This is a genomic window from Actinoplanes sp. GCM10030250 (assembly GCF_042666575.1).
In the GTDB taxonomy this organism is placed as follows: domain Bacteria; phylum Actinomycetota; class Actinomycetes; order Mycobacteriales; family Micromonosporaceae; genus Actinoplanes.
In genome coordinates this window covers 192370-215322 of record NZ_JBHTDO010000002.1, presented here as the reverse complement: position 1 = coordinate 215322, position 22953 = coordinate 192370, and the positions used below count along the sequence as shown (strand labels likewise).

Here is a 22953-nt window from a genome sequence, read left to right as displayed (position 1 = left end):
GTCAGCTTGCATCGCTTCTCCCGCTCGCGATGAGGGGAACGCTGAAAGTAGCGCCCTGACATGCGGAATCCGAGTTGTTGGTCATCCGGATGGCGTTCACCAGCAGAAATTCCTTGCTCGCCTTGGCGGGAATCCTCCAGATGACCGAGAACCCGGTCGCCGTGAGGGAGACGCCGGTAACGATGCAGCCGGCATTGCGATGGGTCTCGTCCACCATGGTCGTGCCGTTGCCGGGCCGGACGCTACCGATTCGGACCGGGAAAGGATTGTCGTTCCGAACGGTCACGCGAAGGTCGGACCTGGCACCCGGATACAACGGAGCGTTGGGGCGGGGGAGGGCGGTGAGTCGCAGCTCGATCGTGGAGTCCACCAATGTGGTCGAGGCCTCTGACCCGACAGTCCGCCAGATGGCCCAGGCGGCCCCGCCGGTGGCGGCCAGCACCGTGGCAACCACTACTGCGAACACGGGCCGAGCCCGCAGCGTTGTTCTGCGCACGTCGCCGTTCCTGTCTGTGTGAAGAGCGAACGGAGGGCGCCGTAGAGGCGCCCTCCGCAGTTGATGATCAGGAAGCGGCGCTCTGCCCACTGACGGTGACGCTGTAGTCGAACGCGACGCCCTGGCACCCGTCCTGGGCGTCGTCGATCATGCCGAGTGCACCCGTGAGCGTGACCGTCTGCGCGGCCGTCCCCGATCCCGCCGGCCCGAGATTCGGAACATCGACGGCTGCCGCCGGGGCCGGGTCGTAGGTGACGTTGTTATCGGCGCACTCCGAGTCCTCGACGGTGCTCGCAATGCCGGGCACGGTGATGCTGGTGACTTCGACGGGGAACGGGTTGGGGTTCGTAACCGTGAAGACCAGGTTGTTCGTGCTGCCGGGGAAGAACGCCGGGGTCACCGAGATGGCGCTGACCTGCAGCTGCTGCACCTCGCTTGCCGATGCCGATGCCGTGCCGGTCCCGGACAGCAGCCAGGCAGCGTAGGCCGCACCGGCGCCGCCGACAGCCACGACGCCGGCGGTGATGAGGGCAGCGGAACGCTTGGTGAACTTACGCATGGGAATGTTCCTCCTGGAACGGGTCAGCTTTGCGCTCACTCCCGCTCGGTCAAGAGCGACCGGAACGGGGTGCGCGTCGTTAATCGGTTGTCCCGGGAGCCTCACAAGGCGTCCCGGCGCTGCGACAAAGATGGCTGAATCGCGCATTCCCCGCGATCGTTCTTATCGCCGACCTGTTGCAGGCGAGACGGTGGCGACACCGGGACGTTCCGGTTACCCCGCAGGCGTGACGGGCTCCGCCCACCCGCGCTCAGCACCCTCCGAAGCGGATCATCCGAACACGCTTCCACCTGCGTGAATGGAAGCCAGGCAGATCGACCGGAAGGGTGCAAGCCCGAGCCCGTCTCAGGTCGGCGGAAATGCCGCTGAAGACACTTGAAACGTGAAGCTTTAATGTGAAACCAAAGGTCCGGAACAAATGACCGGGTAACATTTTCCGGGTAGCAAACACCAAAGGATTAACGGCGGATCCCCTGAAAGAGGCTTGCGCCTTACGCCTCTGTCGGTCGCTGGGCCTGGACGAGGAACCGGTGTGCTCGCGCGGTGAACTCGCCGCGGGCCCGGATGGTGGCCGAGAGGCGGGCGAGGGCCCGTTCGTACCGCTGCGGGGTGAAGTCCCGGACCTGCCAGGGCACTGTGCGCAGTTGATGGACCACGGAGGAGATGTCGCGGAAGACGGCGGCCGGGTGCTCCTCGCGCACGTCGGTCACCCGGAGGCCGGCCGCTTCCAGTGCCCTGACGGCGACCTCGGCGTCCCAGCGGCGCGGGTGCGGGGGTGGTGCGCCGAGTGCGGAGTTCAGGTCGGCGAGGTCGTCGCTGCCGACCTGCTGGGTGAGCAGGGTGCCGCCGGGCTTCAGAAGCCGGGCGATGTCCGGCGCAGGCAGTCGGCCGTGCCGGCTGAGGACGAGGTCGAACTCGTTCTCGCCGGCGGGCAGCTCGGTCAGCACGGAGACGCCGAACGGGGTGAGCCGCTCGCGGGCGGCGGGAGTGTTGCGCGACCAGCTCTCCACCGCCACCGTGTGCGGTGGGAGCGGGCTCAGCTCGGCGAGCAGCTCACCGCCGCCGGTGTCGAGGTCGAGGAGGCTGAACGCCCGGCGCAGCAGGGGGCGGGCCATCTCCGGGTACGACCAGGACGGCTCGGACGCCACGGCCAGGCCGTCCAGCCAGGCGAATTCCCACCCGGTCATGGAGGCGCCGGTAGCCGCGGCGTTGAGTTCGTCCCCCTGCCGGTTGCTGCGCACACGGGGAAAAGTAGCCGGGCCTCGGCCCGAGCTGCGACTCCATCCCAGGTCCCATGCGGGACCGGTGCCGGACTGTGGCTGAACGGTTACCAGCGGCCCTCCGGTGTCACCCGAAAACGGTCCGAACCGCATCATTGCCGGACCGGCATGAGGATCGAGAATCGGGACTCGTCACCGGGGACGCGCACCGCCAGCGGCCGGACCGGTCCGTCGAGCTCCAGCACCAGCTGCCCCGAGCCGCCGGCGTCCAGCGCCTGGAGCAGAAACTCGCGGTTGACGGCCACGTGGGCGTCACCGTCCGCCTGCCAGTCACCCTCGGCGACCAGGCGCAGGCCGCCCGCGGGATCGAGGCCGAGGATCGACACCGGATATGCCATGCCCTCGTGCTCACGGGCCACCACCGGCGCCGCGGCAAGCTGCTCGCGCAGGCCGGCGGCGCTCACCGGCACCTGACGGGTGGCCGGCCCGGCGGGGGTCAGCAGGCGGCGGTAGTCGGGGAAGTCCATGTCGATCGGCTTGTCGTCGACGGTCCGGTCGCCGGCCCGGGCGCACACCCGGTCGGCGGCGAGGTCCAGGACGACCGGGCCGGACGGCAGCGAACGCAGCTCGTCGGTGAACGACAGCGGGAGGAACTGGCGGGCCGGTGGACCCTCGACCTGGGCCGGAGCGGTGGCGACGGCAAGGCGGAAGCGGTCGGTGGCGACGAGCGTCACCTCGTCGTCGACGATCTCGAACAGCACACCGGCCGGGATCTCGCTGTCGGCGACGGCCGCGGCGAAACGAACGGCGTCGAGGGCGGCGGACAGGTCGGCAGCGGTCAGGGTGACGCGGGTCATCAGCTTCTCCTCAAGGTCGAGCAGTGAGTGGAGGCGGACGAGCTCACGCCGGGCATCGGCCAGACCGGACTCGAGACGATCCAGATGGCGGTCGAGCTTCACCCGTACAGAAGGGGGGTTGTGCAGGTCTTGAACCGCCTGGGCGATCTCGGCGACCGGCATGCCCACCCGCCGCAGCCCGGCGATGAGCCGCGCCGCTCTGATCTGATCCGCGGTGTATCGGCGATAGCCGGTGGCCCGGTCCACGACGGCCGGGACCAGGACGCCCGCACCGTCGTAGAACCGCAGCGCGCTGACGCTCAGGCCACTGGCTCGGGCAACCTCGCCGATGCCTCGCATCTCGCTCATCACTCGCCCCACTCTGAACTCTGCCCCAAGGTGAGAGTCAAGCCCCGCCGGTGAGCCGACCCGGTCCGGCGGTCAAGCCTGGACGACAAGTGTGACGCCGATTCCGAACATGACCACGGCGATCAGGGCATCCAGCACGCGCCAGGCGGAGGGCCGGGCAAGCAGCGGGGCCAGGCGATGTGCGCCGGTGCCCAGCGCGGTGAACCAGATCAGGCTCGCGGCGGCAGCGCCCACGCCGAACATCCAGCGGTGCGCGTGCTGCTGCGCGACCGAGCCGAGAAGCAACACGGTGTCGAGATAGACGTGCGGATTGAGGTAGGTGAGGGCGAGGCAGGTCAACAGCGTGGCGCGCAGCGTGGCCGGCGCCTTGCCGACCGGGTCGAGCGCCCGCGGTCGCAGCGCCCTCCGCGCGGCGAGCGCGGCATAGCCGAACAGGAACACGGCACCCACCCACCGGATCGCGGCGACCAGCCCGGGCTGAGCGGTCAGGACGGCGCCGAGGCCGGCGATGCCGGCGGAGATCAGGGCCAGATCGGAAAGAGCACAGGTCAAGACCACGGGGAGTACGTGCTCCCGGCGCAATCCTTGGCGCAGGACGAAGGCGTTCTGTGCCCCGATGGCGATGATCAGCACGGCGGACGCGGCAAAACCGGCTAAAGCGGAGGCGAACATGGCTCGACGCTACGGGCGGACTTCCCCACACTCCAGCTAATCATTCTGACGATGGATTAGTATTGCTAAACATGGACCAGGTTCAACTGGAGACGTTCCAGGCCGTGGTCGAGTTGGGCAGCTTCGAGGCGGCGGCGCGTGCGCTGCACGTCACACCCTCAGCGGTCAGCCAGCGGATCAAGGCGCTGGAGCAGTCCGTCGGGCAGGTGCTGGTGCGCCGTGCCAAACCGTGCGTGGCGACCACCGCCGGGCAGGCACTGGTCCGGTTCGCCGGGCAGGTGGCCCTCCTCGAACGGGAAGCACTCGTCCAGGCCCGGGGTGACACCCGGCTCTCGATCGTGGTGAACGCGGACTCATTGAACAGCTGGTTCCTGCCGGTGCTCACCAGGGTGCCGGAAGTGACCTTCGAGGTTCACACCGACGACCAGGACCACACCGCCGAGCTGCTGAGAGCCGGCACCGTGATGGCCGCGGTGACCTCCGACCACGTGGCCGTCCAGGGATGCCGGGTGGAGCTGCTCGGTGCCATGCGGTACCTGCCGGTCGCGGCTCCCGGCTTCGACGCGAGCGACCTGAGCCGGGCGCCGATGCTCCTCTACAACCGCAAGGACCGCCTGCAGCACCGGTTCCTGGGTGACCGGCCGGAACCGCGGATCCACTACGTCCCGAGCGCGGCGGGCTTCAACGAGGCCGTTCGGCTCGGCCTCGGCTGGGGCATGGTCCCGGAGCAGAACGCCCGCCCGGACCTGGAGAGCGGGCGCTACGTCAACATCCGCCCCGGGGAGCACCTCGACGTCCCGCTCTACTGGCAGTACTGGCGCATCGAGTCGGAGACCTTGAACACGCTGACGGCCGCCGTACGGGCGGCGGCCGTCTCATCCCTGCGCGTTTAGCCCTTTCACAGCGGAGGGTCGGCCCCACCGAGCGCCAGCCGGGACGGCCAGCTGGCTGTCAGCGGGGTGTTTCGGCTCGAAAAGGGCCACTGTGCGCCAGCCGGGTCGGCCAGCTGGCTGTCAGCGGGGTGTTCCGGCCCGAAAAGGGCCACTGCGCGCCAGCCGGGACAGCCAGCTGGCTGTCAGCGGGGTGTTCCGGCTGGAAAGGGGCCACTGAGCGCCAGCCGGGACGGCCAGCTGGGTGTCAGCGGGGTGTTTCGGCTGGAAAGGTGCCACTGAGCGCCAGCCGGGACAGCCGGGGAAAGGGAGAGCCCGCGTCACCGAGTGGTGGCGCGGGCGGACCTCGACCCCGGAAGGCGTCTAGTCGTTCGTGTGGAGCGCGGTATTCAGCTCGATGCCGGTGCCCTTACGCGGGCGGGCCTCCAGCGCACCCGAGATCGAGTTGCGCCAGAAGAGAAGGTTGTTCACTCCGGACAGCTCGATGGCCTTCACCACACGCCCGTCCGGCAGGGAGATCTTCGACGCGGCGGTGATGTAGACGCCCGCCTCGACGACGCAGTCGTCACCGAGTGAGATGCCGACACCGGCGTTCGCGCCGAGCAGGCTGCGCTCACCGATGCGGATCTTCGTCTTGCCGCCGCCGGAGAGCGTGCCCATGATCGACGATCCGCCGCCGATGTCGGAGCCGTCGCCGACCACCACGCCCTGCACGATGCGGCCCTCGACCATCGAGGTGCCCAGCGTGCCAGCGTTGAAGTTGACGAAGCCCTCGTGCATGACAGTGGTGCCGGAGGCCAGGTGGGCGCCGAGGCGGACCCGGTCGGCGTCGGCGATCCGGACGCCGGACGGGACCACGTAATCGCTCATCCGCGGGAACTTGTCGACGCCGTAGACGGCGAGCTGACGGCCGGCGGCGCGCTCCAGGAAGCGCAGCTCGTCGACCCGCTCCGGCGGGCACGGGCCGGCCGAGGTCCAGGCCACGTTCGCCAGTTTGCCGAAGACGCCGTCCAGGTTCAGCGCGTTCGGCTGGACCAGGCGGTGGGAGAGCAGGTGCAGCCGGAGGTAGGCGTCGGAGGCGTCGGCGATCGGGTCGACCAGCGACTTGATCGTGACGCGGACCTCGACGGTGCTGAGGCCGGGGAGCAGCTTGGGGCCGGTCTGCCCGGCCGGGAGCGAGGGCGCGCCGGCGGGCTCCTCACCCAGGCCCAGGAACCCGGCGGGGAACCAGGTGTCCAGAACCTGCCCCTCGGCGGTGACGGTGGCGAGGCCGATGCCCCACGCGGGCGAAGTCGAGAGCGCGGTTTCCACGCACGCACCCTACTAGACCTCGGATGAGGCCTCGGGGGTGTCACATGCCCCCGGTATGGTGCGCACATGGCCAACCCGCTCACCCCGGATGTGCTGCTCGACCCGGTCGTGCTGACCCGCGCGCTGGTTGACATCGAGTCCGTCTCCCGCGACGAGAAGGCGATCGCCGACTGCGTCGAGGAGGTTCTCCGCCAGGTCGCTCACCTGACCGTTCGCCGGCTGGGCAACACGGTGATGGCCAAGACCAAACTGGGCCACGCGCAGCGGGTCATCCTGGCCGGCCACCTCGACACGGTGCCGATCAACGGCAACTGGCCGTCCACCGTCGTCGACGACCTGATCTACGGCTGCGGCACGGCGGACATGAAATCCGGTGTCGCGCTCGCCCTGCACCTGGCGGTCACCCTGCCCGACCCGCGTTACGACCTCACCTACCTCTTCTACGAGGCGGAGGAGATCGAGTCGGAGTTCAACGGGCTCAACCTGGTGGCCGAGGCACATCCGAAATGGCTGAGGGCCGACTTCGCCGTGCTCCTCGAGCCGACGTTCGGGCTGGTCGAGGCGGGTTGTCAGGGGACGATGCAGGCGCGGGTGCACACCCGTGGGCGGCGGGCGCACACCGCCCGGGCCTGGCGCGGGGAGAATGCGATCCATGCGGCGGGCGAGGTGCTGCGGCGCCTCGCCGACTATCACCCACGGGCCGTGACGATCGACGGCTGCACCTATCGGGAGGGTTTGAGCGCGGTCGGCATCGCCGGTGGCATCGCGGGCAACGTCGTGCCGGACGAGTGCTCGATCGACGTCAACCTGCGCTTCGCCCCGGACCGTTCGGAGAAACAGGCCCTCGCGCACCTGCACGAGGTCTTCGAGGGTTATGAGCTGGAGGTCACCGACTCGGCGCCGGGTGCGATGCCCGGCCTGAGCGCGGCGCCGGCCAGGGAGTTCCTCGCGGCGGTCGGCATCGAGCCGGCCGGCAAGCTCGGCTGGACCGACGTCTCGCGCTTCGCCGCGCTCGGCATCCCGGCCCTCAATTACGGCCCCGGTGACCCGGCGCTGGCGCACGCGCCGGACGAGCACGTCGAAATCGGCAAGATCCGCGACGGTTCCGCCACGCTCTACCGCTGGCTGGCAACGGACTAGACCTTCAAGATCTTCAAATCAGGGGTACGGTGACACGCCCGATCGCCCGCTGCGGCACCACCGCCATCGCGGCGGGCAGATCGTGGGGCAGATCCTGCGGCGGTATCTCCATCGTCGCCTCCGGATCGACGGCCGGCGCGACGTCACCCGCCGCGAAGGCAACCCGCCGTTCCTCCACCACCAGGCGGATCCGGCGTTGCATGCGGCGCTGCATCTTGATGCGCTCGTATCGGTTCGTCACAGTCGCTGCTCCTTCGCCGGGAGCCAGGTGATGCCAAGGTCGGTAACAGTACAGACGTGCCGGAGCTACTGTCGGTTGCTTCAATCTGGCAAAAAGGTCTGCGCGTCGCAATCCTCTTACCGAAACGCAGCCGGTTATTCACCAGGTACTGACCGTCCGCACTACCTTGGTGGCATGACGGAGAGCACCAACGGGCGACCACAACCCGGGCCGGAACGTCATCGCGGTGCGGTCACGTTGCGGCGTGACTCCATCCCACCGAGTACAGCCGACCAGAAACTGCTCGACTCCCACAACCGCGGTGAGTGGAAGACCAAGGACGCCTGGCGGGCGCTGCGGATCCTCTCCGAGTTCGTGGAGGGCTTCGACACCCTGGCCGACCTGCCTCCCGCGGTGAGCGTCTTCGGGTCCGCCCGCAGCAGCCCGGACAGCTACGAGTGCCGGCTCGCCGAGAGCCTCGGTGCGGCCCTCGCCGAGGCGGGATACGCGGTGATCACCGGCGGCGGTCCGGGGGTGATGGAGGCGGCGAACCGGGGCGCCACCGACGCGGGCGGGATGTCGGTCGGGCTAGGCATCGAGCTTCCCTTCGAACAGGGACTCAACGACTGGGTCGATATCGGGATCGATTTCCGCTACTTCTTCGTACGCAAGACCATGTTCGTGAAATATGCCCAGGCCTTCGTGGTGCTGCCGGGCGGCTTCGGCACGCTCGACGAGCTGTTCGAGGCGATCACGCTGGTCCAGACGAAGAAGGTGACCCGGTTCCCGGTGATCCTGATGGGCGCCGATTACTGGAGCGGGCTCGTCGACTGGATGAAGGGCCGGATGCTCGACGAAGGCAAGATCAGTTCCGCGGACCTCGACCTCATCCAGATCACCGACGACGTCGACGAGGCGGTTCGCATCATCGTGGACGCCGACGCGGCCCTCGCCGGGTCGAACGGGACGCGGTGACGTGGCTGCCGTCTGCGTCTTCTGCGCCTCCTCGACCACCCTCGAACAACGCTGGCTCGACCTCGCCACGGAAACCGGCCGGGTCCTCGCCGAGCGTGGCCACGTCCTGGTCTCCGGCGGCGGCTGCGTCGGCATGATGGGCAGCGTCGCCGACGGTGCCCGCACGGCCGGCGGGCACACCCTCGGGATCATCCCGCAGTGCCTGGTCGACCTCGAGGTCGCCGACGTCGCCTCGGACGAGCTCCTGATCACCACCGACATGGGTGAGCGGAAGAACGTGATGATCGACCGCTCGGACGCCTTCCTCACCCTGCCCGGCGGCCTCGGCACCCTGGACGAGCTCTTCGAGGTGTGGACCACCGCCACGCTCGACGTCCACCGCAAGCCGCTCGTCCTGCTCGACCCGGACGGCTTCTACGACGGCCTGCTGCGCTGGCTCGGCGGGCTCGTCGATCAGAAGTTCGTCAGGCCCTCGGCGATGGAGATGATCCAGATCGCCCGCACGGTTCCGGAGGCGCTCGACCTCATCGAGGACACCCTCGGCGCGGAATAACGTCGTACCGGCGTGCTCTCATAGATGCCGTGAGCACGCCGGCCCCCCCGACTCCGGTGCGCCGGCCGGCCTATCGCCTGGTTCGGCGCTCCCGCACGGTGGTGCCCGAGCTCCCGGCGGACGAGACACAACGCCGGGTGACCGGGCACACCGGCGGCCCCCTGCTGGTCATCGGCGGCCCCGGCACCGGCAAGACGACAGTCCTGGTCGAGGCCGTCGCGGCGCGCATCGCCGAGGGCGTCGACCCGGAGCGGCTCCTGGTGCTCACCTTCGGCCGCCGCGGTGCCGCCGCGCTGCGCGACCGCATCGAGGCGCGGATCGCCGACACCCCCGGGCGCATCGTCCACGAGCCGCTGGTCAGGACCTTCCACGCCTATGCGTTCGGCCTCCTCCGCCGCGCCGCGGCCGAGCGGGGCGAGCCGTCACCACGGCTGCTCACCGGCCCCGAGCAAGACCTGATCATCCGGGAGCTGCTCTCCGTCATCGGCGACCCGGAAATGCACGACGAGATCGGCTGGCCCGAGGCACTGCGGTCGGCCCTGCCCACCCGGGCCTTCGCCCAGCAGCTGCGCGACCTCATGCAGCGCGCCGCCGAGCGGGGCGTCGGCCCGGTCGAGCTGGCCCGCCTGGGCGAGCGGCTGGGCCGCGACGACTGGCCCGCCGCGGCACGCTTCCTCCGGGAATATGTCGCGGTCCTCGCCCTGCGCGACGTCACCACCCGCGGCTCCACCGCATACGACCCGGCCGAGCTGGTCCGCGCCGCCTCCGGCCTGCTCGACGACGAGCCCGACCTGCTGGCCGCCGAGCGCCGCCGCCTCGAGTTCGTCTTCGTCGACGAGCTGGCCGAGACCGACCCCGCCCAGATCGAGCTGCTGTCCCAGGTGGCCGGCGGCGGAAAGCCACTCGTGGCGTTCGCCGATCCGGACTCCTCGGTCTACGGATTCCGCGGCGCCGATCCCGCGGTGGTCGCGACCTTCCCGGAACTGTTCCGGTCGGCGGCGGGCGCCCCGGCCGAGACGGTGGTCCTGCACACGAACTATCGGACGGCTCCCCAGCTGCTCTCGGCCACCGGGCGGGTGGCCCGGCGGATGCGCGGTGCCATGGGGCATCGGCCGATGTTTCCGCCCCAGCCCGCGCTGCCCGCATCTCAGCCCGCGTTGCCTGAGGCCCAGCCCGCGTCGCCTGAGGCCCAGCCCGTGTTGCCTGAGGCCCAGCCCGCGTTGCCTGAGGCCCAGCCCGCGTCGCCGGCTTCGTCTGACCCGGCGGCTTCCGGATCGGCCGCTCCCGGGGCTGTCTCTTCGGGGGCGGCCTCTTCCGGGGCGGCTGGGGCTGCTGATTCGGGCGGAACGGATCTGTTCGGGGTGCGGCCGGAGGCGGTGGTGCGGACATTTCGGTCGCCGGCCGCTGAGACCGCCTTCATCGCGCACGCCCTGCGCGAGGCGCACCTGCTGCACGGCGTTCCCTGGTCGCGGATGGCGGTGCTGATGCGCTCGACCGCCCTTCAGCAGCCGTCCGTGCAGCGGGCGCTCGCCGCCGCCGGCGTGCCCACCGTCACCCACGCGGAGGATCTGCCGCTGCACCTGCAGCCGGCGGTCGCGCCGTTCCTGCTGCTCCTGCGCTGCGGGCTCGAGCCTCAGGTGCTCGACGAGGAGGCAGCGGTCGCGTTGTTGCACTCTCCGCTCGGCGGCGCCGACCCGCTCGCCGAGCGGCGGCTGCGCCAGGGGCTCAGGGCGCTCGCTCTCGCCGCCGGTGACCGGCGCCCCTCGGGTGAGCTGCTTGTCGACGCGGTCCGCGATCCGGCCGGGCTGGACATGGTCGAGCGGCGCTGGGCCCGCCCGGCGCAGACCATCGCCCGGCTGCTCACCGTCGTCCGGGAGGCGGCCGCCGAGCCGGGCGCCACCGCCGAGGACGTGCTCTGGGCCGTGTGGCGGGCCAGCAATCTCGCCGACCGGTGGTACGCGATGAGCACCCGCAACGCCCCCATGCCCGACCAGAGAGAGGTGGGCCGGGCCCGGCAGTGGCGTGCCGAGGCCGCCGACCGCGACCTCGACGCGATGGTGGTCCTCTTCGACGCGGCCGCCCGGTTCGTCGACCGGCTGCCCGGCGCCCGCACCGAGGTGTTCCTCGACCACGTGCTCGGCCAGGACCTGCCCGCCGACTCGATCGCGCCGAGTGCCGACCGGGGCGAGGCGGTCCGGCTGCTCACCGTGCACGCGGCCAAGGGCCTGGAGTGGGACGTCGTGGTCCTGGCCGGCGTCCAGGAGGGCATCTGGCCGGACCTGCGGTTGCGCGGCAGCCTGCTCGGCTCGGAACGCCTTGTCGACGTGCTCGCCGGCCGCCCCGCGTCGGGCGCCGCGGCCATCGTCGCCGAGACGTCGGCGCTGCTCGACGAGGAGCGGCGCCTCTTCTACGTGGCGATCACCCGCGCCCGCAAGCGGCTGGTGGCGACCGCAGTCGCTTCGGCGAGCGCCGGTGGCTCCGTGGGCGAGGAGCAGCCCAGCCGGTTCCTCACCGAACTGGCGACGCCCGTCATCCGCCCCGATGCCGGACCGGGGCCGGACGCGCCCCCGCCTGACGAACCACCGGATCCGGACCCGTGGGACACCGGCCCGCCCGGCGGTCCCGCGCCCGACGGCCCTGGGCCCGGTCCCGCGGCCGGCTCGCCCGGCGGTTCCGCGACCGATCCCGCCATGCCGGACGACGCAGACGACGACCGTGGCCCAGCAGAGGACGACGGCCCGGCGGACGACGACGGCCCGGCGGACGACGACGGCCCGGCGGACGACGACGGCCCGGCGGACGACGACGGCCCGGCGGCCGATGACGACCGCCTGGCAGAGGACGGCGAGCCTCAGGACGGCGAGCCGGAGGACGACGGCCTGGCAGACGACGAGTTCGAGGGCGACACCTCCGGCGACGAGGAGGATCTTCCCGTCGGGCGGGCGCCCCGGGCACTCACTCTCGCGTCGCTGGTGGCTGAGCTGCGTACAGTCGTGGTGGCTTCTGACGAAACGCCCAGCCGGCGGCGCGCCGCCGCGGCCGAGCTCGCCCGCCTGGCCGCCGCGGGCGTTCCCGGCGCGCACCCGGATGAGTGGTGGGGACTGCGCCCGCTCTCCGACGACCGCCCCCTGGTCGACGAGGGTGAACCGGTCAAGGTCACGCCCTCGTCGATGGAGAGTGCGCTGCGCTGCAGCCTGCGCTGGCTGCTGGAACGGCACGGCGGCGCGGCACCGGCCGGACCGGCGCAGGGCATCGGCAACCTGGTGCACGCCGCGGCGATGCTGGCCGAGGACGCGAACGTGGACCGGGAGAAGCTGGTGGAGTATGTGTCCGCCCGCTTCGACTCGATCGAGCTGGCGGCGCGCTGGCTGGCCGGTCCGGAGCACGAGCGGGCCCAGGGCATGGTCGACAAGTTGTTGCGCTGGCTGGCGGTGAATCCGCGGCGGCTGCTGGCGATCGAGCACGAGTTCACCGTGCGGCTGGAGAACGAGCAGCGCCCGATCCAGCTGACCGGCCGGGTGGACCGGCTCGAGATCGACGACGAGGGCCGGCTGGTGGTCATCGATTTGAAGACCGGCAAGACGACCGCCGTCTCATCGGCTGACGTGGCCGAGAATCCGCAGCTCGCGGGTTATCAGGCGGCCGTCGACGCGGGTGCTTTCGGCGACTACGGGCAGGACAGCGGCGGTGCCGCCCTGGTGCAACTCGGACCGGGGAAGGAGGCCCGCGAGCAGATGCAGGTGCCGCTGGCCGACGCGACCGACCCGCAATGGGCGTACGCGATGGTCCGCCGCACCGCCGACACCATGGCCGCGTCGACGTTCTCGGCGGTGGCGAACAGCCGATGCCGGGTCTGCCCGGTCCGCACCAGCTGCCCGATCTCCGGCAAGGGCCGCCAGGTCGTCGAGCCGGGCCCACCGCGACCGGACGAGGGCCCATGAACAAGCCGAAGCCGCGACCGGACGAGGGCCCATGAACAAGCCGAAGCCGCGACCGGACGAGAACCCATGAACGAGCCGAAGCCGCGACCGGGCGGACGCCGATGACCCAGCCGACCCTCTTCTCCGACCAGCCCCGGCCGCGCCGCCGGGCCGACGCGGGTCCCCGCTACACGCCGCGGGAGCTCGCCCGGATGCTGCGCCTGCCTCCGCCCACCCCGGAGCAGGAAGCCATCATCGCGGCCCCGATCGAGCCGCTGCTGGTGGTCGCCGGTGCCGGTTCCGGCAAGACCGAGACGATGGCGTCGCGGGTGGTCTGGCTGGTCGCGAACGGGTACGCCCACCCCGGCGAGATCCTCGGCCTGACCTTCACCCGCAAGGCCGCCGGCGAGCTGGCGCACCGCGTCCGTACCCGCCTGGGCCAGCTGATCCGCCGTCTCGGCCGGGACGACGCGTTCGCCGGTGAGGCGACCATCTCGACCTATCACGCGTACGCCGCCCGCGTCGTCACCGAGCACGGCCTGCGCGCCGGTTACGAGCCGTCCGCCCGGCTGCTCACCGAGGCCGCCCGCTGGCAGATCGTCGACTCGCTCGTCCGGTCGTACACCGGTGAGATGACCGGCCTGAACCGCGCGCCGGGCACGGTGACCGACGACGTGCTCGCGCTCTCCGGCGAGCTGGCCGAGCACCTCGTCACCCCCGGTGACCTGGCCGCCTGGACCGGCCGGTTCTTCGCCGAGCTGCAGGAATATCCGGGCCGGGTCTACAAGGACGTCTCCGAGGTGCTGCGCCGCCAGCAGCACCGGCTCACCCTGCTGCCCCTGGTCCGCCTCTACGAGCAGCGCAAGCTCGACGTGGAGGCGATGGACTTCGGCGATCAGATGGCCCGGGCCGCCCTGGTGGCGCGGGATCATCCCGAGGTCGGCGAGATCGAGCGCGGGCGCTTCCGGATCGTGCTGCTCGACGAGTACCAGGACACCAGCCACGCCCAGGTCACCATGCTGAACAACCTGTTCGGCGGCGGGCACCCGGTCACCGCTGTCGGCGACCCGTGTCAGTCGATCTACGGCTGGCGGGGTGCCTCCGCCGGGACGCTGGAGCGGTTCCCGAACGAGTTCACCGACCGCGGCGGCCATCCCGCCTGGGTGCGGAGCCTGACCCGGAGCTGGCGCAACCGGCCCGAGATCCTGCGGGTGGCGAACACCCTCGCCGCCCCGCTGAACGCCCGGGTCGGTGTGCTGAAGGCGGCCGACCGGGTGGCCGAGGCGGTCGGCGGGCGCACGGTGACGTGTGCGCTGCTCCCGTCGTACGCGGACGAGGCCAACTGGATCGCCGACTCGATGCTGACCGCCTGGCGCCTTGTCGCCGGGACGCCGGCCGCGCTGCCCGAGGAGATCCCGCTGGAGCAGCGCCCGACCAGTGCCGTGCTGGTCCGCGTCCGCAGCCAGATCCCGGTGATCGAGGAGGCGCTGCGGGCCCGGGGCCTGCCGGTCGAGGTGGTCGGACTGGGCGGCCTGCTGGACACGCCCGAGGTCCGGGACGTGGTGTGCACCCTGCGCGTGCTCGCCGACCCGACCGACGGCGCCTCGCTGCTGCGCCTGCTCACCGGCGCCCGCTGGCGGATCGGGCCGCGTGACCTGGTCGCCCTGCACCGGCGGGCGCGCGCCGTCGCCGCCGCCCGGCAGGCACCGGGCGAGGCCGGTGAGGAGCCGGAGGGTGTCATGTCGGACCGTCTCGACGACGCCACCCTGGTCGAGGCGATGGCCGACCTCGGGCTGCCCCGGCAGTATTCGGACGAGGGATATGCGCGGCTCCGGGCGTACAGCAGGGAGTTGAGCGCCCTGCGGCAGCGCCTGGACCAGCCACTGCCCGATCTGCTCGCCGACATCGAGCGCACCATGGGCCTGGACGTCGAGGTCGCGGTCCGGGGCTGGGCCGCCGGTGACGCCGGCCTGGCCCGTGGTCATCTGGACGCGCTCGGCGAGGCGGCGACCCGCTACGGCAGCGAGAACGAGAGCGGCACCCTCGCCGGGTTCCTGGCTTTCCTGGCCGCCGCCGAGGAGGAGGAACGAGGTCTCGAGCCCGGCCAGGTCGACGTCGTCGAGGGCGCGGTGCAGATCCTCACCGCACACGCCGCGAAGGGCCTCGAGTGGGACGTGGTCTCCGTGGCGGGCCTCTGCCGAGGCGTCTGGCCGGGGCTTTCCCGCAGCTCCGACCACTATCTCGGTGGCATCGGCGTGCTGCCCTTCCCGCTGCGGGGTGACTCGTCCGGCCTTCCCGAGCTGGACCTCTCCGACGCGGTCGAGCAGAAGGACGTCGCGGCGGCGGTGACCGCTTTCGGCCGGACGTGGCGGGAGCACGACGAGCGGGAGGAGCGGCGTCTGGCGTACGTCGCTGTCACCCGCCCCCGCCGGCTCCTGCTCTGCTCCGGCTACTGGTGGGGCGAGAGCGTGAAGCGCCCCCGCGGCCCGTCGGTCTTCCTCGACGAGATCCGCGCGACCTGCGCCGACGGTGCCGGAATCGTCGACGTCTGGACCCCGGAGCCGGCCCCCGACGAGTCCAACCCCAGCGAGCGCGTGGTCACCAACGCCGAGTGGCCCGCCGACCCGCTCGGTCTGCGCCGCCCGGCGATGGCCGCCGCAGCCGACCTGATCCGCCGCATGATCGAGAACCCGGACGCGTCCGCCGCCGAGGCCTTCGCCGATCTGGCCGCCACCGATCCCGAGGTGGCGGCCCGCGCGGGCCTCGCCGCCGACCTGGCCGGTCTCGCCGGTCCAGGCATGATCCCGCACCAGGTCGACCGAAAACGGTCACCGGCCGATCAGTTGCCCACTCCTCAAAATCAAGATCAAACCCATGCAGGGGTACGCCCGGACGACATCCCCCACGACCCCGGCACGTCTTCGGAGGACTCCGAGGGTGGCGGGGCGCCGGATCGCGAGGGGCTGGTGGCGCCGGATCGCGAGGGGCTGGTGGCGCCGGATCGCGAGGGGCTGGTGGCGCCGGATCGCGAGGGGCTGGTGGCGGCGGTGGAGGAGGCGGACCGGGTCGCGGAGGCTGCGGATCCGGACATCGTCCGGTGGCGGCAGGAGGCTCAGCTGCTGCTGGCCGAGCGGGAGGAGCGGACCCGTCACGACGGTCCGATCGAGGTGGCCCTTCCACCGCATCTGTCCGTCTCCCAGCTCGTGGTGCTGCGCCGCGATCCGCAGGCCCTGGCCCGGTCGCTGCGCCGCCCACTTCCGTACCGGCCCGCACCGCAGGCCCGGCGAGGCACCGCTTTCCACGCCTGGCTGGAGCAGAGGTTCGGTTCGGCACGGCTGATCGACATCGACGAGCTGCCCGGTGCGGCGGACGACGGTGCGGCCGGTGACGAGGAGCTCGCCGCGCTCCAGGAGGCGTTCCTGACCGGCGAGTGGGCCGATCGGAACCCGATCGAAGTGGAGGTGCCGTTCGCGACGACCGTCGCCGGTGTGGTGGTCCGCGGGCGGATGGACGCGGTGTACGCCGATGCGGACAACCGGTTCGACGTCATCGACTGGAAGACCGGGCGTCGGCCGTCGGGTGCGGAGGCTGAGGCGGCGGCGGTGCAGCTCTCCGCCTACCGGATCGCCTGGGCGTCGCTCGCCGGTGTGCCGGTGAGCCGGGTCCGGGCGGGGTTTCACTACGTTCGTGAGCAGGTCACTGTCCGGCCGCTCGACCTGATGGACGCCGCCTCGCTGGCGGCGCTGATCGAGGAGATTCCGGCCGAGTCCCCCTGACCGGAGGTGCTGTTCGACGGCCGTCTGCGCCGAGGTTCGGGAGCACTGTGGTGCGACATTTTCCGGGTCGCCGGTGGCCCGCGTCAGCGGCTGTCTGGGTCTGCGGCTGTCTGGGTCAGCGGGCGCCCGCGTCGGCGGCGGCGAGGAGGTGGAGCAGGGCGGCGGCGTAACCGGATTCGGCGCTCGGGGCCGTGAAGACGTGGTTGTCGCCGAGGAGCTCTACCCGTACGGAAAAGGTGTTGTTCTCCTGGCGCAGCTCGCGAAAGGTCGCGCCCAGCAGCTCCCGCAGCTGGTCCTCGCGCGGCAACCAGATGGTCTCCTCCACCTCGACGTCGTCGAGGGCCCACTCGGTGGTCCCGTTGAAACCGATGATCCGCCCTTCCGGACGGTCGTGCACCTGGATCGTCATGTTGCTCAGCACGAACACCTCGTCGTCGAGGTCCCGATCGGGGATCGCGAACCGGTCTCCGAGCTGCGGTTTCCAGGTCAATCCGGCCGCTTTGAGCTGCGCCGCAAGTTGTACGCCGAGCACTTCCGGGCCTCCTTCGCCATGCTAGGCTCGCCAGCGTTGTCAGTTTGGTTCCCAAGTACTCAGGAGCGCCTGTGGTGAAGTCTGCCCTAGGCGCTCTTTGTCGTAACCCGGGTTTCTCCGGTACGGGCGATCAGTACGGCGACACGAGCCCCGCAGAATGCGGGCCTTACCACCTCGTTCCCGTCCATAATGGTCGGGAACGATCGACCGTCGAGGAGACGACATGGTTACCGGCGTTGTGAAGTGGTTCAACGCGGACAAGGGCTTCGGGTTCATCACCCCCGACGACGGCGGTGCCGACGTCTTCGCCCACTTCTCCGCTATTCAGATGTCGGGCTACCGCAGCCTGGAGGAGAACCAGCGGGTCGAGTTCGAGGTGACGCAGGGCCAGAAGGGCCCGCAGGCCGCGAACATCCGCTCCGTCTGATACCCACATCTGACGAGTAGCCGCCATCTGCGGCTGCCAGCGCAAGACCGCGGCGCCGTATCCTGCTCCGGGTACGGCGCCGTCCGCATCGCGCCCCGTATGTCGGCGTCGCCTGCGTTCGTCCCGTGCGCCGCGTGTTGGCGCTGTCCGCGTTCGTCCCGCGCGCCGACGCATTGCGAGTCGTGCCCCGGGCGCCTTGCGCCGTGTGCGCCGCGCCTGAACACCCGTGCCAGGCGTTGTAGCTGCACACATTGGGGTTTCGTGTGCTGGCGAGGCTTATGACGTGGGTAAACACGCACACAACCTCAACGTGTGCGCTTACCCCGCCTGCGCCCCACCCCGTTCCGCCTCGGGCGCCGCCCTGCCGCGTTCCGCTCCATGCGCGCCGGGCCGCCCCGCCCCGCGCCGCCTCGCACAGGGCCACTTCGCGCCGTCTCGCACAGCGCCGTCTCGCACAGGGCCGTCTCGCGCCGCTTCGCACGCGCCGCCGCCTCGCGTGGGCCGCCGACCCGGTCGCCTCACGCGAGGCGCCGCGGCTTGCGGGCTTGAGGGCTTGGGGAGCTGGACGTCAGAGGGTCAGACCGCGGCCGCCGCCGGCGGCAGAGGAGCGGTGCCTCCCAGATGGGCGGGAAGCCACCAGCGGTCGTCCGGGCCGGCGGGCTGGTCCGGGTAGGCGCGCTGCACGCTGTCCAGCAGGACGGTGAGTCGCTCCTTGAGCAGGGCCGTGACGGCCTCCGGGGTGGCGCCCTCCGGCATCGGCACCGCTTCGCCGATCTTGATGAGGACCGGCACGTGGCGTTTGGTGAGCTCTTTCTTGCGGCCCTTGGTCCAGAGCCGGTGCGGGCCCCAGACGGCCATCGGGATCAACGGGACGCCGGCGTCCTGCGCCATCCGGGCGGCGCCGGATTTCAGGCCCTTGATGGTGAAGGACTCGCTGATCGTGGCTTCCGGGAAGACGCCGACGATCTCGCCTCGGCGCAGGGCGTCGGTGGCCTCGCGGAAGGCGCCGAGGCCGGCCTTGCGGTCGACCGGGATGTGCCGCATGCCGCGCATCAGCGGGCCGCTGACCTTGTGGTCGAAGACCTGCTTCTTCGCCATGAACCGCACCAGCCGCTTGGCCGGCTGAGCGCCGAGGCCGCAGTAGATGAAGTCGAGGTAGCTGGAGTGGTTGCTGGCGAGCACCGCGCCACCGGTTGCCGGGATGTGCTCGGCGCCGTCGACCTGGATCTTGTTGTCGAGAACGCGGAACATCGTCTTGGCCAGGGCGACGACCGGGGGATACACCAGTTCCATGGCAGCACGGTACTAGAAGTTTCTGGGAACTGCCCGAGCCGGGCGGGACAATACCGGCACGCGTACCGGCTTGTGGGACCCGTGGTGGTGTTCACTGGAGAGCATGTCCGAACCGAACCCGTACACCACCGGCGCGGGCCGCCCGAGCGGGATGTGGTCTTCGGGTGCGGTGACAGCTTTGGGCGTACCCCCTGATGGTTCTGAGCGACCATCCGCGGCGCCGGAAGCGCTCGTGCCGGATGGACCACAGCGACGCCGGCGGCAGTTGATGATCTTCGGTGGGGTGGCCGGTGCGATCCTCGCGGTGGGTCTCGCGGTCCTGCTGGTGGTGCTGCTCAGTGGTGACGGTGATCCGTTCGGCGACCGTGCGTCGGGTCCGGTTGATGTGCGGCCGCCGCTCGCTCAGGCCTGCCCGGCGCCGACCGGGTCACCGAGCGCGGCGCCGACCCGCAAGCCCGGCACGGTGCCGCCGGCCACCGGGGAGCGGACCGAGGACGACGAGGCCGGCATCTCCTACCGCCGGTATGGCGCGCCGTGGGTGGCGTGGACCGATGTGTGGCGCGCCGGGACGCTCAACGTGCCCTACCGGGTGGGCCAGCACTTCGTGACCGAGGTGTACAGCGGCGGGGAGTACCACGCGTCGATTCTCTCCGCGGCGGTGCCGGCGGCGGACAACGACGCGGTGTCGCTGGATCTGGAGTGTGTCGGGCGGCAGGTCGCGGCGGACGTCCGCGCCGAGTACTACCCGCAGCCGAACACGATGGAGCCGCTCCGCGACGAGGTGACGACGCTGGGCGGGTTGCCGGCCTGGGTGAGCGAGTTCCGGTTGCGGTTCCAGGCGCCGGGCCTGACCGCCACCGAGGAATTGTCCGCGGTGGCGGTCATCGACGTCGGCAAGCCGACGGCGGCCATTCTGTACGTGTCGGTCCCCGGTACGCACCAGCAGTTCGACTACGTCGTCGAGGACGTGCTGAGTTCGGTACGCCCGCTCTAGCCCCTTGCTTTCGAAGTGCCCCTAATCGCCGGTCAGGCCCCAGCGCTTGCGCAGCGCGTTGTCGGCGGCGTTGAAGAGCACGTCGATCAGGATGCCGATGACCAGGACGACGATGATGTAGCAGATGACCAGCGAGGCTTCGTTGAGTTCACGGGCCTGTTGCATGCGTACGCCGATGGAGAGCGCGCCCGGCACGATGACCAGCAGTTCACCGGCCATCAGGCTGCGCCAGGAGAACGCCCAGCCCTGCTTCAGCCCGGAGATGAACGACGGCAGCGACGCCGGCAGGATCAGGTGCCGGTATTTCGCCAGGCCCTTCATGCCCAGCACCTGGCCCACCCGCAGCCAGGTCCGCGGCACGTAGTCGATGCCGCTGATCAGCCCGTTCGCCACCGAGGGCGTCGCACCGATGATCACCACGAACATGATGGCGCTCTCGCTGATCTGGAAGAGCAGGATGGCGAGCGGGAACCACATGATCGACGGCATGGTCTGCAGGCCGGTGATCAGCGAGCCGATCGCGGCCCGCAGCGGCGCGAACCGGGCGACCGCCGCACCGATCACGGTGCCGAGGATCACCGCGAACAGGAAGCCGGTGAGTGCCCGGGTCAAAGTCAGCTGGATGCCGTCCCAGAACGAGGCCGTGGTGATCAGGCCGGCGAGGTCGGTGAAGACCGTCTCCGGGCCGGGCAGCACGTAGGCCGGCTTCCACTCGGACAGCACCACCGCCTGCCAGGCCGCGATGACGATCACGACGGCGAGCAGCTTGGGCCAGGTGTTGCGCCAGATGCGCGGGCCGAGGTTGCCCTTCTCCTTCTTGGGCCCGAGTTCGAGGGCGTCCAGCCCGCTGACCCGGTCGGCGGCCGAGTTGCCGGCGGGCGCCTCATCCGGCCGCGGGGCTTCCAGGTCGGCCTCGGCGGGTGTCAGGTCAGTTGGCATGTCGGGCGACCTCCTCGCGGAGCCGGTCGGTGATCTCAGCGGCCCGGCCGGCCACCTCGGTCGAGTCGATGCGCCGCGGGCGCGGGTGGTCGATCGCGAAGTCCTCGATCACCCGGCCGGGGCGGCTGCTCAGCAGGACGACCCGGTCGCCGAGCCGCACCGCCTCGCGGACGTTGTGCGTCACGAAGAGAACGGTCAGCTCCTGCTCGCGCCAGATCCGTTCCAGCTCGTCGTGGAGGATGTCGCGGGTCATCGCGTCGAGGGCGCCGAACGGTTCGTCCATCAGCAGGATGTCGGCGTTCTGGGCGAGCGCGCGGGCCAGGGCCACCCGCTGGCGCATGCCGCCGGAGAGCTCGTGCGGGCGCTTGGCGCCGAAGCCGCCCAGCCGGACGATCTCCAGCAGTTCCTGGGCGCGTTCCCGGCGCTCGGCCCGGCCCACGCCCTGCAGGCGCAGTGCCAGCTCGACGTTGCCGGACACCGAGAGCCAGGGGAAGAGGGCGGCCTCCTGGAACATCAGCGAGACGCGCTCGCCGGCGATGTCCAGGGTGCCGCCGCTGATCTTGTCGAGCCCCGCCACCAGCGAGAGCAGCGTGCTCTTGCCGCAGCCGGATGCGCCGAGCAGGCAGACGAACTCGCCCTTGCCGACGGTCAGCGAGACGTGGTCGAGTGCCAGCAGCGCGTGGCTGCCGGATCCGTACTGCTTGGAGACGCCGTCGAGGCGTACCACAGCGGTTTCGGTCGCGAGGCTCATCGTCGTCAGGCCGCTGCGTCGCTGACCTCAGGCTGGCCGTCAGCCTTGAGGACCTCGTTGAGCAGGGTCAGGTCGTAGATGCCCTTCAGATCGACCGGCTTGAGCAGGCCGACGTCCTCGGCGTTCTTGGCGCTGGTGTAGAGCGACGAGGCGATCGGGTCGTGGGTGAACTTCAGGTTCTTGAAGGCGGCCTGGAGGATCTCGTCCTTCAGCGGCTTGCCGGAGAGCGCGGCGATCTGGTCGTTGGCGGCCTTCTGCGCCCCGGCGTTGTCGGTCTCGATGTACTTGACCGACTTGACGTGGCCCTGGATCAGCTTCTTGACCGTGCCCGGGTACTTCTTCAGGAACTCCTGGCTCACGATCAGGTGGGTGGTGACGAACTCGCCGTTCGGCCAGAGCGTCTTCTCGTCGACGAGCAGCTTGCCCTTGGACTCGAGCTGCAGGCGGCTCAGGTTGGGCTCGGGCACCCACGCGCCGTCGATCGCGCCCTGGGCGAAGGCCTGGAGTGCCGTCGCGTTGTCCTGCGGCTGGATCGAGACGTCGCCGCCGCCCTGCTGATCGGCGTTCAGGCCGTTCTGCTTCAGCCAGGCGCGCAGCGCGACGTCCTGGGTGTTGCCCAGCTGCGGGGTGGCGATCTTCTTGCCCTTGAGGTCGGCGGGGGTGTTGATGCCCTCCTTGACCACCAGGCCGGCGCCGCCGGAGGTGCTGCCCGCGATGATCTTCAGTGCGGAGCCCTTGGACTGGGCCCAGCCGTTGATCGCCGGGTTGGGGCCGATGTAGGTGGCGTCGATCGCGCCGGAGAACAGCGCCTCGATGGCTGCCGGACCGGCGTTGAAGGTCTTCGGGTCGAGCTTGGTGCCGGTGCCCAGAGCCTCTTCGAAGAACTTCTTGTTGACGCCGACCAGGGCCGGGGCATGGGTGATGTTCGGGAAGTATCCGAGGCGCAGGGTCTGCGCCTCGGCGTCGGCGGAGGCCGTCGCCTCACCGGAGTCGGAACCGCAGGCGGCCAGTGCGGTCGAGGCGACCAGGGCGGCCGTGGCAAGGGCGAGCGCACGTGCGGTGCGGGAGCTCATGCTCACT

At 70.8% G+C, this 22953-nt stretch carries 20 protein-coding genes; 8 read left to right on the top strand and 12 right to left on the bottom strand.

Annotation, left to right across the window (positions count from 1 at the left end; all coding sequences use genetic code 11):
- Position 1 precedes the first annotated feature (1 nt).
- The 5 genes from ACFQV6_RS04120 to ACFQV6_RS04100 form a co-directional block, all read right to left on the bottom strand.
- Complete coding sequence (locus ACFQV6_RS04120) at positions 2-286, bottom strand: hypothetical protein (protein WP_378025948.1); 285 nt, start codon at positions 284-286, stop codon at positions 2-4.
- Positions 287-563: 277 nt separating this feature from the next.
- Entirely contained in the window at positions 564-1055 is a 492-nt protein-coding gene (locus ACFQV6_RS04115; protein WP_378025947.1) for a hypothetical protein, read from the bottom strand.
- Positions 1056-1546: 491 nt separating this feature from the next.
- Positions 1547-2296: a methyltransferase gene (locus ACFQV6_RS04110; protein WP_378025946.1), complete on the bottom strand. Its 750-nt coding sequence runs from the start codon at positions 2294-2296 to the stop codon at positions 1547-1549.
- A 131-nt stretch (positions 2297-2427) separates the two neighbouring features.
- Positions 2428-3471 (bottom strand): MerR family transcriptional regulator, encoded by a 1044-nt coding sequence (locus ACFQV6_RS04105; protein WP_378026259.1) that lies wholly within the window; start codon positions 3469-3471, stop codon positions 2428-2430.
- Between the two features lie 81 nt (positions 3472-3552).
- A complete protein-coding gene (locus tag ACFQV6_RS04100) occupies positions 3553-4152 on the bottom strand; it encodes a LysE/ArgO family amino acid transporter (protein WP_378025945.1) in 600 nt (199 codons plus the stop codon).
- 71 nt (positions 4153-4223) lie between these two features.
- Between ACFQV6_RS04100 and ACFQV6_RS04095 the strand changes: the two genes are divergently transcribed.
- Positions 4224-5045: a LysR family transcriptional regulator ArgP gene (locus ACFQV6_RS04095; protein ID WP_378025944.1), complete on the top strand. Its 822-nt coding sequence runs from the start codon at positions 4224-4226 to the stop codon at positions 5043-5045.
- Between the two features lie 360 nt (positions 5046-5405).
- On the opposite strand, the gene dapD is transcribed toward ACFQV6_RS04095, so the two are convergent.
- Positions 5406-6353 (bottom strand): 2,3,4,5-tetrahydropyridine-2,6-dicarboxylate N-succinyltransferase, encoded by a 948-nt coding sequence (dapD, locus tag ACFQV6_RS04090; protein ID WP_378025943.1) that lies wholly within the window; start codon positions 6351-6353, stop codon positions 5406-5408.
- A gap of 66 nt (positions 6354-6419) precedes the next feature.
- On the opposite strand from dapD, the gene dapE reads away from it, so the two are divergent.
- Positions 6420-7493, top strand: a complete 1074-nt coding sequence (dapE, locus tag ACFQV6_RS04085) for a succinyl-diaminopimelate desuccinylase (RefSeq protein ID WP_378025942.1) — start codon at positions 6420-6422, stop codon at positions 7491-7493.
- 13 nt (positions 7494-7506) lie between these two features.
- On the opposite strand, the gene ACFQV6_RS04080 is transcribed toward dapE, so the two are convergent.
- Entirely contained in the window at positions 7507-7734 is a 228-nt protein-coding gene (locus ACFQV6_RS04080) for a hypothetical protein (RefSeq protein WP_378025941.1), read from the bottom strand.
- A 174-nt stretch (positions 7735-7908) separates the two neighbouring features.
- On the opposite strand from ACFQV6_RS04080, the gene ACFQV6_RS04075 reads away from it, so the two are divergent.
- From ACFQV6_RS04075 to ACFQV6_RS04060, 4 genes are all read left to right on the top strand, one after another.
- Positions 7909-8688 carry a TIGR00730 family Rossman fold protein gene (locus ACFQV6_RS04075; protein WP_378025940.1) on the top strand — a complete coding sequence of 260 codons (780 nt, stop codon included), beginning with the start codon at positions 7909-7911 and terminating at the stop codon, positions 8686-8688.
- Between the two features lies 1 nt (position 8689).
- The gene (locus tag ACFQV6_RS04070) at positions 8690-9241 is read left to right on the top strand and encodes a TIGR00730 family Rossman fold protein (RefSeq protein WP_378025939.1); all 552 of its coding nucleotides are present in this window, start codon (positions 8690-8692) and stop codon (positions 9239-9241) included.
- A 29-nt stretch (positions 9242-9270) separates the two neighbouring features.
- Complete coding sequence (locus tag ACFQV6_RS04065; protein WP_378025938.1) at positions 9271-13182, top strand: ATP-dependent helicase; 3912 nt, start codon at positions 9271-9273, stop codon at positions 13180-13182.
- A gap of 101 nt (positions 13183-13283) precedes the next feature.
- Positions 13284-16937: an ATP-dependent helicase gene (locus ACFQV6_RS04060; protein ID WP_378025937.1), complete on the top strand. Its 3654-nt coding sequence runs from the start codon at positions 13284-13286 to the stop codon at positions 16935-16937.
- A 115-nt stretch (positions 16938-17052) separates the two neighbouring features.
- On the opposite strand, the gene ACFQV6_RS04055 is transcribed toward ACFQV6_RS04060, so the two are convergent.
- Entirely contained in the window at positions 17053-17469 is a 417-nt protein-coding gene (locus tag ACFQV6_RS04055) for a pilus assembly protein CpaE (protein ID WP_378025936.1), read from the bottom strand.
- A 223-nt stretch (positions 17470-17692) separates the two neighbouring features.
- On the opposite strand from ACFQV6_RS04055, the gene ACFQV6_RS04050 reads away from it, so the two are divergent.
- Positions 17693-17896: a cold-shock protein gene (locus tag ACFQV6_RS04050; RefSeq protein ID WP_014447450.1), complete on the top strand. Its 204-nt coding sequence runs from the start codon at positions 17693-17695 to the stop codon at positions 17894-17896.
- Between the two features lie 576 nt (positions 17897-18472).
- Here ACFQV6_RS04050 and ACFQV6_RS04045 read toward each other — a convergent pair.
- Entirely contained in the window at positions 18473-19189 is a 717-nt protein-coding gene (locus tag ACFQV6_RS04045; protein ID WP_378025935.1) for a lysophospholipid acyltransferase family protein, read from the bottom strand.
- 103 nt (positions 19190-19292) lie between these two features.
- Here ACFQV6_RS04045 and ACFQV6_RS04040 point away from each other — a divergent pair, with 103 nt between their 5' ends.
- Positions 19293-20183, top strand: coding sequence for a hypothetical protein (locus ACFQV6_RS04040; protein ID WP_378025934.1), 891 nt, complete (start codon positions 19293-19295; stop codon positions 20181-20183).
- A 21-nt stretch (positions 20184-20204) separates the two neighbouring features.
- On the opposite strand, the gene ACFQV6_RS04035 is transcribed toward ACFQV6_RS04040, so the two are convergent.
- The 3 genes from ACFQV6_RS04035 to ACFQV6_RS04025 are packed head-to-tail and all read right to left on the bottom strand — an operon-like array spanning position 20205 to position 22946.
- Positions 20205-21122 carry an ABC transporter permease gene (locus tag ACFQV6_RS04035; protein WP_378025933.1) on the bottom strand — a complete coding sequence of 306 codons (918 nt, stop codon included), beginning with the start codon at positions 21120-21122 and terminating at the stop codon, positions 20205-20207.
- On the bottom strand, positions 21112-21873 hold the full coding sequence (locus tag ACFQV6_RS04030) for an ABC transporter ATP-binding protein (RefSeq protein ID WP_378025932.1): 762 nt from the start codon (positions 21871-21873) through the stop codon (positions 21112-21114). The genes ACFQV6_RS04035 and ACFQV6_RS04030 overlap by 11 nt, the downstream gene beginning before the upstream one ends.
- A 5-nt stretch (positions 21874-21878) precedes the next feature.
- A complete protein-coding gene (locus ACFQV6_RS04025) occupies positions 21879-22946 on the bottom strand; it encodes an ABC transporter substrate-binding protein (protein WP_378025931.1) in 1068 nt (355 codons plus the stop codon).
- Between the last annotated feature and the right edge of the window lie 7 nt (positions 22947-22953).

Excerpts from the sequence above, each read along its gene's own strand:
- ACFQV6_RS04050 (WP_014447450.1), top strand. The coding sequence starts at position 17,693 with ATGGTTACCGGCGTTGTGAAGTGGTTCAACGCGGACAAGGGCTTCGGG.
- ACFQV6_RS04100 (WP_378025945.1), bottom strand. The coding sequence starts at position 4,152 with ATGTTCGCCTCCGCTTTAGCCGGTTTTGCCGCGTCCGCCGTGCTGATC.
- ACFQV6_RS04035 (WP_378025933.1), bottom strand. The coding sequence starts at position 21,122 with ATGCCAACTGACCTGACACCCGCCGAGGCCGACCTGGAAGCCCCGCGG.
- ACFQV6_RS04040 (WP_378025934.1), top strand. The coding sequence starts at position 19,293 with ATGTCCGAACCGAACCCGTACACCACCGGCGCGGGCCGCCCGAGCGGG.
- ACFQV6_RS04095 (WP_378025944.1), top strand. The coding sequence starts at position 4,224 with ATGGACCAGGTTCAACTGGAGACGTTCCAGGCCGTGGTCGAGTTGGGC.
- ACFQV6_RS04045 (WP_378025935.1), bottom strand. The coding sequence starts at position 19,189 with ATGGAACTGGTGTATCCCCCGGTCGTCGCCCTGGCCAAGACGATGTTC.
- ACFQV6_RS04105 (WP_378026259.1), bottom strand. The coding sequence starts at position 3,471 with ATGCGAGGCATCGGCGAGGTTGCCCGAGCCAGTGGCCTGAGCGTCAGC.
- ACFQV6_RS04075 (WP_378025940.1), top strand. The coding sequence starts at position 7,909 with ATGACGGAGAGCACCAACGGGCGACCACAACCCGGGCCGGAACGTCAT.
- ACFQV6_RS04115 (WP_378025947.1), bottom strand. The coding sequence starts at position 1,055 with ATGCGTAAGTTCACCAAGCGTTCCGCTGCCCTCATCACCGCCGGCGTC.
- ACFQV6_RS04030 (WP_378025932.1), bottom strand. The coding sequence starts at position 21,873 with ATGAGCCTCGCGACCGAAACCGCTGTGGTACGCCTCGACGGCGTCTCC.
- ACFQV6_RS04025 (WP_378025931.1), bottom strand. The coding sequence starts at position 22,946 with ATGAGCTCCCGCACCGCACGTGCGCTCGCCCTTGCCACGGCCGCCCTG.
- dapE (WP_378025942.1), top strand. The coding sequence starts at position 6,420 with ATGGCCAACCCGCTCACCCCGGATGTGCTGCTCGACCCGGTCGTGCTG.
- ACFQV6_RS04060 (WP_378025937.1), top strand. The coding sequence starts at position 13,284 with ATGACCCAGCCGACCCTCTTCTCCGACCAGCCCCGGCCGCGCCGCCGG.